The organism is Cellvibrio sp. PSBB023, from assembly GCF_002007605.1.
Classification (GTDB): Bacteria; Pseudomonadota; Gammaproteobacteria; order Pseudomonadales; family Cellvibrionaceae; genus Cellvibrio.
Genome location: NZ_CP019799.1, coordinates 1,184,866 through 1,200,916 on the forward strand (window position 1 = coordinate 1,184,866; position 16,051 = coordinate 1,200,916).

The 16,051-nt window shown below is 47.2% G+C and carries 11 protein-coding genes; 2 read left to right on the forward strand and 9 right to left on the reverse strand.

Features of this window, described 5'->3' with window-relative positions; translation table 11 throughout:
* Positions 1-48: 48 nt before the first annotated feature.
* The 5 genes from B0D95_RS05345 to B0D95_RS05365 all read right to left on the reverse strand — a co-directional run bounded on the left by B0D95_RS05345 (position 49) and on the right by B0D95_RS05365 (position 7,258).
* Positions 49-1,656 carry a discoidin domain-containing protein gene (locus B0D95_RS05345; RefSeq protein WP_078042925.1) on the reverse strand — a complete coding sequence of 536 codons (1,608 nt, stop codon included), beginning with the start codon at positions 1,654-1,656 and terminating at the stop codon, positions 49-51.
* A gap of 165 nt (positions 1,657-1,821) precedes the next feature.
* Entirely contained in the window at positions 1,822-4,647 is a 2,826-nt protein-coding gene (locus B0D95_RS05350) for a TonB-dependent receptor (RefSeq protein WP_078042926.1), read from the reverse strand.
* Positions 4,648-5,227: 580 nt separating this feature from the next.
* Positions 5,228-5,935: a hypothetical protein gene (locus tag B0D95_RS05355; RefSeq protein ID WP_078042927.1), complete on the reverse strand. Its 708-nt coding sequence runs from the start codon at positions 5,933-5,935 to the stop codon at positions 5,228-5,230.
* 16 nt (positions 5,936-5,951) lie between these two features.
* A complete protein-coding gene (locus B0D95_RS05360; protein ID WP_078042928.1) occupies positions 5,952-6,371 on the reverse strand; it encodes an HIT family protein in 420 nt (139 codons plus the stop codon).
* A gap of 44 nt (positions 6,372-6,415) precedes the next feature.
* Positions 6,416-7,258 carry a 4-alpha-glucanotransferase gene (locus tag B0D95_RS05365; RefSeq protein ID WP_078042929.1) on the reverse strand — a complete coding sequence of 281 codons (843 nt, stop codon included), beginning with the start codon at positions 7,256-7,258 and terminating at the stop codon, positions 6,416-6,418.
* Between the two features lie 731 nt (positions 7,259-7,989).
* Between B0D95_RS05365 and B0D95_RS05370 the strand changes: the two genes are divergently transcribed.
* Positions 7,990-9,792, forward strand: coding sequence for a DEAD/DEAH box helicase (locus B0D95_RS05370; RefSeq protein ID WP_078042930.1), 1,803 nt, complete (start codon positions 7,990-7,992; stop codon positions 9,790-9,792).
* An 85-nt stretch (positions 9,793-9,877) separates the two neighbouring features.
* Here the strand turns inward: B0D95_RS05370 and B0D95_RS05375 are convergent, their stop codons facing one another.
* The 3 genes from B0D95_RS05375 to rapA all read right to left on the reverse strand — a co-directional run bounded on the left by B0D95_RS05375 (position 9,878) and on the right by rapA (position 13,992).
* Positions 9,878-10,639 carry a hypothetical protein gene (locus B0D95_RS05375; protein ID WP_078042931.1) on the reverse strand — a complete coding sequence of 254 codons (762 nt, stop codon included), beginning with the start codon at positions 10,637-10,639 and terminating at the stop codon, positions 9,878-9,880.
* 74 nt (positions 10,640-10,713) lie between these two features.
* Entirely contained in the window at positions 10,714-10,995 is a 282-nt protein-coding gene (locus B0D95_RS05380; RefSeq protein WP_078042932.1) for a hypothetical protein, read from the reverse strand.
* Between the two features lie 30 nt (positions 10,996-11,025).
* Complete coding sequence (gene rapA, locus B0D95_RS05385; protein WP_078042933.1) at positions 11,026-13,992, reverse strand: RNA polymerase-associated protein RapA; 2,967 nt, start codon at positions 13,990-13,992, stop codon at positions 11,026-11,028.
* Between the two features lie 143 nt (positions 13,993-14,135).
* Between rapA and B0D95_RS05390 the strand changes: the two genes are divergently transcribed.
* Positions 14,136-15,065 carry a D-hexose-6-phosphate mutarotase gene (locus tag B0D95_RS05390; RefSeq protein ID WP_246841732.1) on the forward strand — a complete coding sequence of 310 codons (930 nt, stop codon included), beginning with the start codon at positions 14,136-14,138 and terminating at the stop codon, positions 15,063-15,065.
* 164 nt (positions 15,066-15,229) lie between these two features.
* On the opposite strand, the gene B0D95_RS05395 is transcribed toward B0D95_RS05390, so the two are convergent.
* Positions 15,230-15,964, reverse strand: a complete 735-nt coding sequence (locus B0D95_RS05395; RefSeq protein WP_078042935.1) for an outer membrane beta-barrel protein — start codon at positions 15,962-15,964, stop codon at positions 15,230-15,232.
* Between the last annotated feature and the right edge of the window lie 87 nt (positions 15,965-16,051).

Here is a 16,051-nt window from a genome sequence, read left to right on the forward strand (position 1 = left end):
CACGCTGCCACATAGGCAACAGATAGTGTTGTATAAGCAGGTTAAGGCTTAATACACTTCCAATTCGTACATAGAGAAACCCCATGCAGGTAAGGCTTTGGTTGTGCCATTAATGCGTATATAGCGCCCGCTTCCATTTAATCCGGAATTGTCATTAATCAGGCTCGTGTTTCCAGTAATGGAACGCAATGTTGTCCAATTGCTTCCGTTGGAGGAAATAAGGATTTGATAATCTATGGCGTAGGCCGGATCCCAGGTTAATTTCACGCGGTTCACACTGGTTATTGTCCCCAGATCTACTTGAATCCATTGCGTGCCTGAATAGGCGCTTGCCCAGCGGGTTGTTGTGGAGTTGCCATCAACCACTTTTGCAGGCTCATAACCCGCTGCAATAAATGATGATGCAGTAACGCTCTTGTTAAGCGCGAGATTCGTGCTTGAGCCGCTACAACTGGTTCCCGCCGTTAAACTTGCCGCATTTGAGGTATAGCTTGTGGGGTTTGCAGAGTCATAACTGATCACTCTGGCGGCATAGCTGGCAAAATCCTGTGTAGTGATATTGGAAATACTCAGTGATGCTGTACGTGCACCTGAAATATTTCCGCCATCGGCCAAGCATTTTCCATTCTTTAACCAGCAATAGGTTTTGTTGGTTGCAGAGCTTGCAACGGTAAATGTTTTTGTCTGGCCAACACATGCCGTTTGATTAACTGGATTACTGGTAATGTGATTGGGTTTTGATGCATAGATTACTGGGAAGTGGTTATACAGAAACCAGTTTGAACCAATGATTTCTATGTTATTTTTCCAATTGGCGGTAATGGCGTTATAGCCTGAAAGCCAGGTTTTATAGGCCTTATCATTAGGGTTAGTAGCCAACCAATTACCCATAAAATAAGTTTCGGCATCATCCGTTGTCGTTGGCCCTTCATTGGAAAAGATAGGTATGACTTTAACTTTTCGACTCGCCCCTGCGAGATATTGCAGGCGTTCCACACCGTAATTAATGATATCGGTATCTGTTTGGCGGTAGTAATGAACCAGTACACGATCAACTGAATCACCAAGGCGAACACCTTCTGTTGCGGTAATCCAGCCAATATAAATTTCGGTAATTAAATTGTTGGCGACAGCAACAGTTTTAAAATAGTTAAGGATATTAATGGTTGTATCGAATTCGCCCGCACGATTAGTGGTGGAGCGCCAAAATTCACGCTCAACGTTCAATACATCGATTCGTTCATTGGTAGCATGGCTATTGTTATAGGCGACAATATTGTCTGCAAATTGCGATTCAGCCAATGCTGCACCCACCTGCTGAATGCCGTACTGGGTTTTGGCGCGAGAGATTAGTGATGCCAATTGAGTGGCACGAGTTGAATTGGCGGCTAGCCCTTGCAAGTCATACATGATGAGATAGTTAATCCCATTATCACGTGCGAATTTGAGCATGGCATTTTCCGCTGCGGTATTACCTAACACACCGGCAATACGGCTGGTTGAATCCAGCTTTACGTACATTGCATTAATCTGCGTGCAGCTACCACCTACGAATGCGTTACATACTAGTTGTGCGTTTGCAGGATTGCTTAGGAAAATAGCCGCAAAAATTAAAATGGATGTTTTTATTAAAGGAGTAGCGAATAATGTTTTCATATAACACCTTTAGCGGATCATTAAATTTATTGTGTATTTATTGCATTATCTTGAGCAAAGAGGCAGCTCATTGCCGTTCAAATAGTGCTCAATACAAATTTCAGGCAAAAGGGTAAAAAAGCCCGGCCTAAGCCGGGCAAGCGGGAGAAAAATAAGAGAGCTAACTTATAGCTTGGCGCGAATACCAAAGGTGTAAAGTGCACCTGTGTCTTCAAAACCGATGAACTGGTTTTTGTAGCGGCCATATTTATTAACCGTTTCACCGGTAACGTTGCTGCCTTCCATAAACACAGTAATCTTGTCGGTGAAATCGTAACTTGCGCTCACATCGATTGCGCCATAGGCATCATAGTGGACAGGCTCACTGCTTGGCCCATTAGATACGCGACCAAGGAATTCAGTACGGTAGTTATAGGCAACACGCAATTGCAGGCCATCTCTATCGTAGAAAACCGTAGCATTTCCAGTATCGCTAATACCTGGCAACGCAAATCGTTGTGTTGCACCGGCTGCGCTGAGTGACGCATCGCTATTCACGAAGGTGTAGTTAGCGGCAAAACCAAAACCGTTATCAAACACATGAGTCCAGTTAAGTTCAGCGCCCTCAATAGTGGCAGATTCACCATTTTGTGGACGCGTAACCGTAAAGGTTCGCCAATCAGGATCTTCAACCGAGATGCCTTCAAATGTTTCAGGCAAGCTCATGGTCACAATAAAATCATCGATATCTTTTTTGTACAAAGCGACAGCAACCATATTTACATCGTCGTAGTAGTACTCAAATGACAAGTCCAGATTTTGCGAAACAAATGGTTTGAGATTCGGGTTATTACCGCGTGCTGTGCGTACTGAAGTCGTCGTGGTACCGTATGATGTGTATGGAGCCAGCGCAGTCAATGTTGGGCGAGTCAATGTCTCGCTGAACGCTGCACGGATATAAAAATCATCAGTCACTTCAAGGCGTGCATTGAATGATGGCAACCAATTGTCGTAATCATTTTTCAATGCAACGGCAGTGCCAGCTTCATCCGCAAACTCTTGCACCAACCAGGGTGATGGTGGCCTGCCCGGCTCCGCGGCTTCACGTTCAAGGCCGACTAATACTTGCGTAGTGCCTGATGAGGTTAATGCAGTATCGGTGTAACGCACACCACCGGATAAATGCAGCGGCATTGTAAAAAATTCAGTTTCAGACGCAGCCTCTACATAAAAGGACGTAACATTTTCTTCTATGGTGGATGAGTCATTGGATTTAACGGCATCCCAACTATTGCCGTTAGCAATAAACGCTTCTTTTGATGCTATACCCGCTGGTGTATCCGCTCTGGTGCGGCCGTCAATGTTTTCTGCCATCCAATTGCGGTACGCAACAGGATCAATCATATAGACATCGCCGTTTAATCCACCAAATACATTACCCGGTTTAAAAACACCTTTAATAATGGAGTCAGTATCCATGACTTGCTGGGTTGCAAGGCCGTGGTACATCCGACGAATCAGGTCAGGTGTTTTCCAGTATTCAGTTATTTTTTCTGCGACTGTATTGTTAGCACCAAACTTCACTTGAGAGAGGAATGAGTCAACGGGTGACCACTCAACATCAACTTTGAACTCGTGATTTTTGGCTTTGTTGTAAATACCATCATTCGAGTTAATACGCGCACGCAAATCTTTCATATTTGCGCTGCCCATTTCCGGTGTTATGGCTACGGGATCAGCGTATTCCAGAGTTGGAATACCACCATTGGAGGTCATGATGTATCCGGGCCTATCCAAAAACTCCACGATGTACAAACGATCCAGCCCGCGGTTGTCGAGAATTGCATCAGACATGGAAATATCGGCGATCATTTTCCATTCGTCAGAAATATCCCAAGCTGCATTTAAACCACCCACATTGGATTCTGTGGGGCGCTCGGTGGTGGTCAGCAAATGTGCGTAACCTGTGATGTTGTAACCGGCATCGTACCCGTGATTAATTACGTTGTAGAAACCGTTTTCATCAACATGATTGAGTGGTGATAAGGTCGGTGCCCACATATAGGAACCGGTGGAATATTTTGAGGTAGATGAATCATATTTTGAGTGGATGATATCGGCAGTTAATACCAAGTCATCCGTTGCTTGTAATTGAAGTACCAGATTGCCGCCAAGGCGCTCACGGGTTTCATTGGTCACACCGGCATACAAACTTTGGATACGATAAGTATCCTCTTCCAAACCATCGCCCGAGTATGCGTAGCCGCCAGCCCAACCTTGCGATGGATTGGTAAATTTTAGAAAAGGCTCTTCAATTGTTTTGGAAATGTGTTCATTTTCAACGGTGTACTTTGCGCTTGAGCGTTCCTGATAAGTAATAGAAGCAAGCACACCAAACTTTTCATCATTGAATGTGTTACTTACCACAAAGGATGCCTGGGGGCTGGTATCTTCACTGTTTTCTTCGTACATGCCTTTGATGCTGCCGGCCGCGTGAAGCCCATCAAAATCAAATGGACGAGCAGTAACAATATTGATCGTACCTCCCAAACCACCCTCTTTTAAGCCGGGATTGGAGGTTTTAAATACATCGACTGTACGCACCAGTTCGGAAGCCAGGGTATCGAAGCTGAAAGCGCGGTCTTCGTTTTCAGTGGCCGGTGAGCGACCATTGATCAGTACGGCACTGAAATCTGGCCCAAGCCCACGGATACTCACAAAGCGTCCTTCACCGCCTGCACGGTCAATCGCAACACCGGGAATGCGCTGTAGTGAGTCGGCAATATTGTTATCGGGGAATTTACCCAAATCCTCTGCTGTAATGCTGTCGGTTACCAAATTTGAATTGCGTTTCTTATCAATGCTGCGACCTAAGCTGGCGGCAATACCGGTGACTACGACCTCTTCTATATCACCACCTGTGGTTGAGTCCGCTGCCTGAGCACTACCCAATGCCAGGGTCGATGTCATAGCGGCAACCACTGCCAGCGACATTCTTGACTTGATGAACATAACAGTGTCCTCCTCGGACCTTTTTCTTGTTGGTCTTATCTCTCTATGGCAGCGTGGTCTTGTTTATGGCCCGATCAACCAAACACAGGATCTCTCATTCCGGTGCAGGCAGGCTTGTCCGTTGCAAATCCCGAGCCCAGCTATATTCCCTTGTAATGACTATCAACCGAGGCATTGTTTTTTTGCTTGCTCGCCAAGGCTAGATACCGTTTTGGATATCTTGTGGGCCCATGATTACTGACTGCACATTAGCTGTCGCTTCACTTTGGCGCCCCACGAAAAATGCGCCGACTCAGTTTTGACGAAAAAGCGAATCGCAACTTACCTCATTGATTTATATGGATTTTTTATTGGCAAAGCGGCTAGTTGAATATCAGTAGGGCTCATTTTTTATCGCCATGCACCAATCACCAAGGCTCAATATACGGCGATAGGTTGAGCTCAACACCAGCCCTACTAAAAGTCGTACCCGATATTTGTTGGATGTGTCCGGGGATATATTGAAATACGAGAAGAGGAATAAATGGAGAAAGCAGAAGGAGCCAGCATTAGCGAAAATGATCGGTTTTTGATCTCAATACTAATCTTTCAAATACCAATCATCGCGATAGGTTTTAACCAGATCCGGGTAAAGCACCGTCATCACCGTGGCCAACAAACCATTCACAAAACCTTCGGGAAAGGTCATCAACAGGAAGACGAAAAAATGTTCGCGGGTGTTGGATAAGTGTATGTCACTGCCGGTTAGCGCAAATAAAACCAGCGCCGTAACACCGACCAACAAACAACTGAGCATGGCTCCAAAGAATCCGACACCCCAAAAATAGGTGAATGGATTCTTGAATTTCCAGCGATCCACCAGCCACAGTACACACCAGGCCCAACTGGCTGGCACTATGACACTGAGGCAAAAATCCACCGGCCAGGTGGTTAAATCAAATTGTGCCAATGCCATATCCCAATCCATGTGCAGCGCTCGCAATGGCAGTTGGTAGCATTCCAGCACTATGAGCGCAGAAGCACCTATTAGCAGCGCAAAACTCCAACCAAACACCATTGTGGTGACCGTCATCAACAGCGGATGTATGGCCAGTGTCGCTCGCACTTCAACTTGCAATAACCACAAGAGCGCCAGCGCCAACACACTGGCAAATAAAATGTGCTGGCGTGTTTGACTGACCAGCAACTGCGACCAGGGAGCATGACGTATGGCAAGCCATAGCATGGGCACACTAATGGCCGTTGCCAGCCAAAACAATGCGCTATTGGGCGGTAACAACAGGTTCATAGGTCACCATAGGCGATTACAGCTGCGACTCCGAATGCCCTTGCTGTTGCAGTACAGCGCGAATTCTGGCGGCAGTTTGTTTCAAGGTTTCGGCATCGGCATTTTTGGCAGAGGCAAAACTCAAATCGTCCATGGAATCCATTGGCACCACATGGATGTGGGTGTGAGGCACTTCCAGCCCTGCGATCATCATCCCTACCCGCGTGGCTGGATAGGCCACCTTTAACGCATTGCCGATTTTGGAGCTAACCTGCATCACATGCGCAGCAAGATCCAGCGGCATATCGGTCCATTGATCAATCTCTTCCCGGGGGATCACCAGTACATGGCCCTGGCGAATAGGCTGGATGGTCAAAATGGCGACCGCCTTGTCATCTTGCCAGACGAAATTACCGGGAATTTTCCCATCCATAATTAAACTGAATACGCTAGCCATGACTGCCTCCTCATTAAACGTTAATCATTAATTGCGCGATGTGATTAATAAATAGCAACCCCGCGACGCAACATTTCGCGTGCGAGCATGTCATCTACCTGATGAATATTTTCATCGCGGAATTCAATATAAGCCACTTTGTATTTTTTATAGAGCTGGTGCTTTTCCAGCTCATCACTAATAACAGCCGCGCGATTCTGTTCCTGCCCCAACTGATCGGCCCAGCACTCAACGCAGAGCGCTAGCTCGGGCAAATAAAAATCGGCAGTGGCGCTGTCTGCATCCCATTGCAGGCGATAATCCCGTGCATGGATGGTGCGCGTCAGGTACAGCCAGTTATCAATACGGCGCTGCATTGCATTATTGACGCGGTGCCCATCCATTGTTGTCTGTGTGCTGACGTGCTCATCGCCCACTATCTGCAGCAGTGCAGTAATTAACTCCGGATCATCCAACAGGGTTTCTGGCCAAGTGACAAAAGGTACGCCCGATTCTGCTTCCTGCTGTTGGCCACCCACTTTTTTGCCGTGCTCGGTCAAATGCCAACCACGGACATAGCGACGAATCAGTCCTTTTTCTGCCAACAGTAGGTTTACAAGGCGCGCGGGAATATCCCATTTGTGTGCAAGGTTTGTTGCACTGAGCGGCGCTTCCGGTAGCAATGTTAATAAATGGTGATGCTGGATAGATTCAGGCCAGGCAATGTATTCACCAAACTTGGGGTGATTCACATAGATCCCACCTTCAAACTTGCCTTTTTCGGTCAATTGCCAATGATTGTCTACCTTGACGATCCAGCCGCCGCTGGTAAGCAGCACAAACAGCTCTTTACTTTCTTTGCCGATCAGGCGCGCCAGCGCGGTTGTCGAAATATGCCGTTCAGCCATGATTCAATCCTGTAAAAATATGCAACCAACACCCCATAAACAGGGCGACGAGTGTACCCCCCGACGCCCTCACAAAACAGTCATGCCGCCTTCAATTGTGCCAACCCATTTGAATAATCCAGCGGTATTTTGCGACATGCATCAAATTTAACTGGCCTTGCGGCGGCCAAGTCCCTATAATCTGCGCACTTTCAGTGACCCCCTTCCTTGATCGTGAATGTCTTGCCGGGGTAATGCTGAACAGACGGATGTCTGAGGGCTGCCGGTTTACCACTAAGGTAACTATTCACGCTGATCGATTCTGCTACACAATCTATTCAGCCTGCCCCAAAGTATACAATCGGTTATGCAATACGGATGTTGTGGATTGTAGCTGTGTCTGCTTTGCAGACTACGCGGGAATTTGTTGATTAAATCGCTTTTTATGATTGCCCTTGTGCCCTGACTCACACGAGTTATTTTCACAGGCATCTCACAGGCACTTAACGCCTGGTATGTAGTTCATACGCATAGCGATCCAATCATCGCTCCCACTTTATTGTGTTTGCCCATTCACTATTGCCCCATGGTTTCGATGTGTATTTTTACGCATAGATTTGTTGGCGATGACTTTTGCAAACACCCTTTTAGAAATTATAAGAATCAAACCGTAAACCGCTGGTACAGTTCACAAACTGTTTCACTGGCATGGTTTGCGCTTGATTATCATGTTTACTCAAACAGGTTATTACATGTCTGAAACTATTATGTTTGCCGATTTAGCCCTTTCTGAACCCGTTATGCGCGCCATCCAAAAGGTGGGCTACGAACAACCATCACCTATTCAAGCTGCTGCAATTCCCGTGTTGCTCGCAGGTGGCGATATTTTAGGTATGGCTCAGACCGGCACCGGTAAAACAGCGGCATTTGCATTGCCTTTGTTGTCACGCATCGACACCAAACAAGCAGATCCACAAATTCTGGTATTGGCACCGACGCGTGAGCTCGCGATCCAAGTTGCCGAAGCCTTCCAAAAATACGCCAGTGAAATTCCTGGTTTCCATGTGCTGCCGATTTACGGCGGCCAGGATATGACAAGCCAGTTGCGTTCATTAAAACGCGGTGCTCACGTTGTTGTGGGCACACCAGGCCGCGTGATGGATCACCTGCGTCGCGGCAGCTTGAACCTCAATAATTTAAAAGCGCTGGTACTCGATGAAGCCGACGAAATGTTGCGTATGGGCTTTATTGATGACGTTGAGTGGATTTTGGAGCACACACCCAAAACCCGCCAGACTGCCCTTTTTTCCGCCACCATGCCGCGCGAAATTCGCCATGTGTGCAACAACTATTTGAACAACGCTACTGAAATTAAAATTGCCAGCAGCCAATCAACCGACGCCAATATTGAGCAGGTTTATTGGATGGTTAGCGGCACCAACAAACTGGATGCACTTACCCGCATTTTGGAAGTTGAGCCCTTTGACGGCATGATTATTTTTGTGCGCACCAAAACCGCTACCGTTGAACTGGCAGAAAAACTGGAAGCCCGTGGTTACTCTGCAGCAGCATTAAATGGTGACATGAACCAACAATTGCGTGAACGCACTATCGAGCGATTGAAGACCAATAAACTTGATATCGTTATCGCTACTGATGTTGCCGCACGCGGTATCGATGTTGAGCGCGTAAGCCACGTAGTGAATTACGATATTCCTTACGATTCAGAAGCCTATGTACACCGCATTGGCCGTACCGGCCGTGCTGGTCGTAGCGGTAAAGCCATTTTGTTTGTTGCGCCACGTGAAAAGCGCTTGCTTTATACCATCGAAAAAGCAACCAAAAAGCCAATCACGCTGATGGAATTGCCAAGTGGTGCGACGGTTACCAAGCATCGTATTGATCAATTTACCCAACAAATTACCGATACCTTGAAAGAGCAATCAGACCTCAGCTTCTTCAATGATTTGTTGGCTGAGTTCAGCCATAAAAATGATGTATCGCCAGAAGAAATTGCCTCTGCCCTCGCCTACTTGTTACAGCGCGAGCGTCCATTGCAAGTGAAATTTACCGATGTGAAACCAGAGCGCGAGCGTAGCAGTCGCGATGAACGCGGTGGACGTGATGACCGTGGCAGCCGTGATCGTGGCCCACGTGAAGATCGCCCACGTCGTGAACGCAGCGATGAAAATATGGATCGCTACCGCATTGAAGTGGGCCGCAACCATGAAGCTCGCCCTGGCGACATCGTTGGTGCAATTGCCAATGAAGCCGGTATTGAAAGCCGTTTCATTGGACACATTAAACTGCACGATGAGTTTTCAACCGTAGATTTACCCACAGGTATGTCAAAAGATATTTTGGCAAAACTGAAAAAAGTGCGCGTGCGTAATCGCCCATTGGAAATCTCATTGGATACCGGCCCGCGCGGTGGCGATGATTTTAGCCGCAAGCCCAAGCGTGACTTTGGTCCACGTGAAGGCGGACGCGATAAGCCGCGTTTTGGTGAGCGCGATGGTAAAAAAACCAGCTTTCGCCCCAAGAAATCTGACTAACTAATTGCCATGCCCAACCAATAAAAAAGGACGCCTTGTTGCGTCCTTTTTTATTGGACTGTTATTCGGTTATCACCAGTTATTCTTATTCATCAAACCGCAACTTTCCATTTACCTGATCGTTGATCCGTTCCATCATTCGTTCAGAATCAGATTTTCCGCCACAGCTTGTCATGTACCAGTTTTGTGCCTCACCTGCTTTAGTCACAACAGATGAGCGTAAGCACTTTCCATTTCCCAACTCGACAACGGTAGCACCGGATGGATCCATATGGGTTTTAGGGCCAACATCTGCTCGCTGTAAATCCGGCTTGTTTTCTTCTGCTATCAGACGTTCGCGCAAGGCAGGGTTAAAGACATTGCGGCTAATGCTGTCTGTTTTTGGCGAGATACTGGTTGCATTGCGCTGATTATAAATTTCATGCATTTCATCGCGAGACAGGCTTGTAATAATTCGCGGCTTTTGTTCGACATTCGATAAGCTGTCATCAGGAGTTGTGGGCGCAGGCGCAGTCATCGCAGGAGCGTCTACCACAGGTGCAGCGACTTGCTCCGTATTATTTATTGCTACAGGCTCTTCCGATTTGGCAGCGGGCATGGAGGTCTCTTGTGGTGCCTCATAAACCCTGTTTAAGTTGAGGTGAATGCGTTTGGCTGGTGCGTATTGCGCAGGCTTCTCGACTTGCCACAGCAGTAGCAGGCTGTGGAGTAGAACAGAAACGAACAGCGCAACCAATAAATAACCAATAGTAGAATTGGAGCGTAAGTCCGTCTCTAGCTCGGCAATGGATGAGCGCGTGAGATGGGAAAGATCAACTTCCCTGAAATGTGCTGGGTCAGCCAACATACTTGTGAGCCTGAATTCGACGAAATGCGACCGAATCTAGACTCACAGGGCAATAAAAAGTTCAGTGCGTGAAGTTACTCATCAAACATTTGAATCATGTAACCATCTTTCATGGCTTCTGCCATCGCTTTGTCGGCCGCAATGACTCGCGGGTCGCTAGTGAGATTGCTGGGCACCAGTTTGCGGTTTTCAATGTCGATCTCGGTAAAACCGGCACGCATTAAATACAGCTTACACAGATGTTCAGCACCAAATAAATCTTTGAAGTTGATGTATACAATAAAAGGCACCATCTGCCCTTCTTTAATATCATCAAATGCTTTTTTAGCGCGGCCATTGGCAGAAAAGATATACATATATTTTTACCTTATGTTGTTGCATCCGGATTAAATGGTCATGACCACACGCAAAGCATCCAGGCGAATTGTGGCTTGCGATAAAAAGTGCTGACTGGCAGCCAAACGCTGCGCCAGGTAATCAATTTCTTCCTGGCGCACATTGGGGTTTACTGCTTTGAGCGCCTTCATTCGCGCCAACTCAGCATTCAACTGCTCGCCCACTTTGGTTTGCGCCTCTGCGATTAACTCTGCCTGCCTTGCTTGCGTAATTTCTTCGGCTTTCTGAACCATTGTTGTTAAGGTTGGGCGCGCGTGACGCACCAAGTCCTGCGCGTTGTTTCGCGGTACTTTTTGCAAGAGCTTGCTCAACTGGGTGATACCCAACACATTGGATAAGTCCTTGCCTTTATCATCCAGCAACACGCGCAATAAGGATTGTGGCATATAGCGGAACAACTGCAATTCCGCAGGCGCCGGGCAATGCAATACAAACAAGGCTTCCAGCATGAGAGTGCCTGGTTTTAATGGCGGTAACTTCAAGGTGCAGAATGCGGTATTGCCAAATTCGCTAAGTGAAATTAAATCCTGAGCGCCTCGCACCAAGGGATGCTCCCAAGTCAGGAATTGCATATCTTCACGCGACAATGCTTGCTGGCGATCATAGGTAACTGTCAAACCACCCTCGGGCAAGCCGGGAAATTGCTCAATGCGCATGTGGTCGCTGGGGTGCAACACCAAACTTTTCTCGCTGTGTCTTTCATAGTCGATACCAAAACTATCAAACACCTGTTCCATGTATATTGGCAGTGCAGTGTTTACATCGTTTTCAGCTAAGGCATTAACTAATGCTTCTGCTTGAGCGGGCTTGCAGGAATTCAGCTCCAGCAAGCGGTCACGCCCCTGTTGCAATTGCGCAACTAACTCGGCAGAAAATAGGCGGGTTTTCTCAACCAATGCAGCAAACGCAGCTTCATCTTTATTGATTAATGCAGGCAACAAGGCATCGGCAAATTGCACATAGGCGGCCTGCCCTATTGCGCAGGTTTTTTCAAAGGCATTCAGGCCCTGATGGTACCAATTGAGTAGTTTTTCTTGTGCTGAATGTTCGTAATAAGGCACATGGATATTCACTGTCGCCGTTTGACCGATACGATCCAGACGGCCAATGCGCTGCTCTAACAAATCGGGGTTGGTGGGCAAATCAAACAACACCAGATCCTGTGCAAACTGGAAGTTGCGCCCTTCACTGCCAATTTCCGAGCAAATCAATACCTGTGCGCCATCCTCCACTTCTGCAAAATAAGCAGCCGCACGATCGCGCTCAATCAGATTCAAGCCTTCATGGAATACCGCTGTGGTCAGGCCTTTACGTAACCGCAGATATTCTTCAATGGATTGCGCGGAATCTGCATTGGCGCAAATGACCAATACTTTTTTGCGGCGATTCTGGCGCAACCATTCTGCCAGCCAAACTACGCGTGGGTCTTGCAACCACCAATCACTGTCGGTACTTTGCTGCCAATAATGTTCTGCACAGATTTGTACCGCTAATGGCTGCGCTTGCACAGCAAGCAAATCAGCATCTGTTAACTGCAGGGCATGTGCTTGCAGTTTGCGCTCAGGGAAACCACTGACTGAGTTGCGAGTGTTGCGGAACAAAACACGACCAGTGCCATGGCGATCCAACAAATAGTGAATTGCCGTATCTATCGCCGCGCCCAGTGTTTGATTTTCTGCCTGAGCTTGTAACTCGCTGACAGTTTCGGCGGGCAAATAATTCGCCAGGGATTTCACCAAACCGGCAGGAATAGTTTGTGCGCTATCGCTATGCTCTTTTAATAATGCCTGCACAAGATCATTCAGTGGCTGGTAGGCTTTTTGCTCTGCAATAAATGCTTGCAAGTCGTAATAGCGATCGGGATCAAGCAAACGCAAGCGTGCAAAATGACTTTCCAAACCTAACTGCTCTGGCGTTGCCGTGAGTAGCAATAAACCTTTGGATTTTTGCGCTAAACCTTCAATGCAAGTATAGGCCTTGCTCGGTTTCTTTTCGCTCCACTGCAAGTGATGCGCTTCATCGACCAGTAATAAATCCCATTCCGCCGCGACAGCTTGTTCATAGCGATAATTATTTTTGGTGAGAAAATCCAGTGAACAAATGACCAACTGTGCTGTTTCAAAGGGGTTGCTGATATCCGGTTGCTGCTCAATATTTTCTGTAAAGTCATCCGCAAAATCATCGACATAATCGACGGACTCTTCAACACTATCCAGCCCAACCAACGCATTGCAACGCGCTTCATCTAACAAGGTGAACGCGAAATTAAAACGACGCAACATCTCCACCAACCACTGATGCTGCAAACTGGCCGGCACCACAATCAAGGCGCGCTGTACACGACCGCTCATAATTTGCTGATGTAAAATCAAGCCTGCTTCAATAGTTTTACCCAAGCCAACTTCATCGGCTAACAATACGCGAGGAGCATGGCGCTGGGATACTTCGCTAGCGATATATAGCTGATGCGGTAACAACTGGACTCGCGGGCCCGCAAGGCCAAACATGGCCGACTGGCGATGTAAATTCTGGAAGTGCAAGGTTTGATAGCGCAACGTAAAGTGCGTGTGTTTGTCGATTTGTCCCGCAAACAAGCGATCGCGCGGTGTACTGAATTGGACAAAGCTATCAAGCTCAAACTCGGGAATCGCAAATTCCTCATCGTCTTTAGTAAGGCCGACGTACATCAAACAGCCCGCTTGCTCCACAATTCGGGTTATCAGGATTTTGGTGCCGTCCTGATGGCGAACCTTTTCGCCTACCTCATACTTCACCCGACTGACAGGGGCATTATCCATTGCATAGGTACGGCGCTCGCCCGCTGCGGGGAAACTCAAGGTTAAACGGCGATTGGACACATCCAACACTATGCCTAACCCCAAATCCGCCTCTGACTCACTTATCCAGCGTTGACCAATAACAAAAGCCGCCTCACCCGCAAACCTGGTTCTACTCACGCAAATACCTACTTACAAAATCAGAATTATCGAAAAGGCGCGCATCATACTGTTTTAAGGCCCACAAAACCAAAAAATTTGGCTGTGGGCAGGCGTAGTTTTCTATAGAATCCCTGCCATTAGTCACACAAATGGTAGCCTCCATGCATATCAATACACCCGATGCCGCAAGCACCCAGCGCCTTGAACAATTAGTTGCCAAATCAAACTGTTTACGCCTGACCACCAGCACCGAGTACTATCCCGATTCAGTGGGCACAGGCCTGCCACTCCTGATAGTGGAAACCGAGCTGTGCAGTGCGGTCATCTCTCTGCAAGGCGCCCACCTGCTTGAGTTTAAAACAGTAGAGAGCGATGCCCTGTTATGGCTGAGCCCCAATTGTGACTTCACCCCGGGCGTTGCCCTGCGCGGCGGCGTTCCCCTCTGCCTGCCATGGTTCGGCGTTAACCAAGCCTATCCCGACAAACCCAAGCACGGCTTTGCCCGCAATAGCTTTTGGGAGCTGGGTGAGGCGCATCTACTCAGTGACGGTGCTGTCGAGCTGGAATTTTTATTCCTGAGCGATGCCAATGAACTCTTCCCTTACGACTTCTCTGCCGAATTGCGTATGACGTTGGGCAAAAGTGCCAAACTCGAATTGACCATCAACAATACCGATACCGAAGACTTTGACTGCAGCTGGGCGATGCACAATTATCATCGCATCAGCTCGCTAACGGACGTGCGTGTATTAGGTTTAGCCGAGCGGAGCTACCTGGACAATTTGGAAGGCCATGCAGAAAAATACCAATCCGGCGATGTCAGTTTCAATGGCCCCGTGGATCGTGTTTACCCTGCTATAGAGAACAGTATTCGCATCAGCGGATCACCTTCCATTGAAATCACACACAATAACTGCCCAAGCGTAGTCGTATGGAACCCCGGCCAAGAAGCTGCCGCCAAAATTGCCGACATAGGCGAAGGTCAGGAACAGTTTTATATCTGTGTAGAGCGTGGCGCTGTGCTTGGTGAAAAATGGTTCATGGCTGCAGGCACTAGTAAAAGTGCGTGGATGGAGTTTAAGCAGGTTTAGTTTTTTATCCTGCTTAAAAGAAAGCTGGCGCGATAGCGGCTTTTTATTTACTCCTGTTCAAAAAGACAAAACCTTATTCCAATTCGATTATTTATTTTAAGCATAAGTCTCATCATAACCTAACTTAAACAACCGCTCATATGAGCGGTTGTTTAAGTTCTTTATTAAAAGGCGTAGTTAATACTCAAAGAATAAAAATCAAGATCATCATTCAACATTGTATATTCCAGCTCTGAAAACAGACTGGCAGTAAACTTATAACCTACACCTACGCCACCCGAGAAACCCGACTCACTTTCAGAAATTTTCTCGGACAGCCCCAAATCTAGCGCATCGAAATTGTTATCGCCTCTTTTGGCGCTGAACCGAAATGGATCACCGTCTGAAACATAGGCGGTTAAGTCGTATGAGTTTGCGCGCATGGTTAAGGTGCTCTTTTCCCGCAGATAACCAGCTTTGGCTTTTACATATAGATCACCGCTAGAACGATACACGCCATATATTGCTGTGGTTTCAACATTTACATCCGCACCCAGTGATGCATCAACTTCAACATAGGGATACATGTTCTGAGCATCGGCCAAGGTAACGCCAGGGTTTAGCGAAACTATTGAACTCCACCAGACATCGCTAACATCTATACCTTCTGCTTCGAAACTGGCAGATGCATCTTTAATAGATTTTGAGTACTGTCCTTCTATGGCAAAATTTTCATTAATTTTATAACCGAATTGGATGAATCCATTATTGGGATCGCTAAATTTAATCTCCTCAACAGTAGGAACTGAAACTTTACCGAAGCCAATGCCTACATAAAAGGGAGACGGATTTTGCTGCGCAGCGGCATGCAGAGAAACCACTGCAGCCATTAACGACGATACCAATAGCATTTTTTTCATTCAAATAACTCCATGTTGACAACAATAAACCCCATCAAACTAATAATGGGTAAAAAAATAAAGCCGCTCAATGAGCGGCCTTATTGT

What these genes read in the sequence shown, in the direction of transcription:
- B0D95_RS05370 (WP_078042930.1), top strand. Translation starts at nt 7,990, where the DNA reads ATGTCTGAAACTATTATGTTTGCCGATTTAGCCCTTTCTGAACCCGTT.
- B0D95_RS05345 (WP_078042925.1), bottom strand. Translation starts at nt 1,656, where the DNA reads ATGAAAACATTATTCGCTACTCCTTTAATAAAAACATCCATTTTAATT.
- B0D95_RS05380 (WP_078042932.1), bottom strand. Translation starts at nt 10,995, where the DNA reads ATGTATATCTTTTCTGCCAATGGCCGCGCTAAAAAAGCATTTGATGAT.
- B0D95_RS05355 (WP_078042927.1), bottom strand. Translation starts at nt 5,935, where the DNA reads ATGAACCTGTTGTTACCGCCCAATAGCGCATTGTTTTGGCTGGCAACG.
- B0D95_RS05390 (WP_246841732.1), top strand. Translation starts at nt 14,136, where the DNA reads ATGCATATCAATACACCCGATGCCGCAAGCACCCAGCGCCTTGAACAA.
- B0D95_RS05365 (WP_078042929.1), bottom strand. Translation starts at nt 7,258, where the DNA reads ATGGCTGAACGGCATATTTCGACAACCGCGCTGGCGCGCCTGATCGGC.
- B0D95_RS05350 (WP_078042926.1), bottom strand. Translation starts at nt 4,647, where the DNA reads ATGTTCATCAAGTCAAGAATGTCGCTGGCAGTGGTTGCCGCTATGACA.
- B0D95_RS05375 (WP_078042931.1), bottom strand. Translation starts at nt 10,639, where the DNA reads ATGTTGGCTGACCCAGCACATTTCAGGGAAGTTGATCTTTCCCATCTC.
- B0D95_RS05395 (WP_078042935.1), bottom strand. Translation starts at nt 15,964, where the DNA reads ATGAAAAAAATGCTATTGGTATCGTCGTTAATGGCTGCAGTGGTTTCT.
- B0D95_RS05360 (WP_078042928.1), bottom strand. Translation starts at nt 6,371, where the DNA reads ATGGCTAGCGTATTCAGTTTAATTATGGATGGGAAAATTCCCGGTAAT.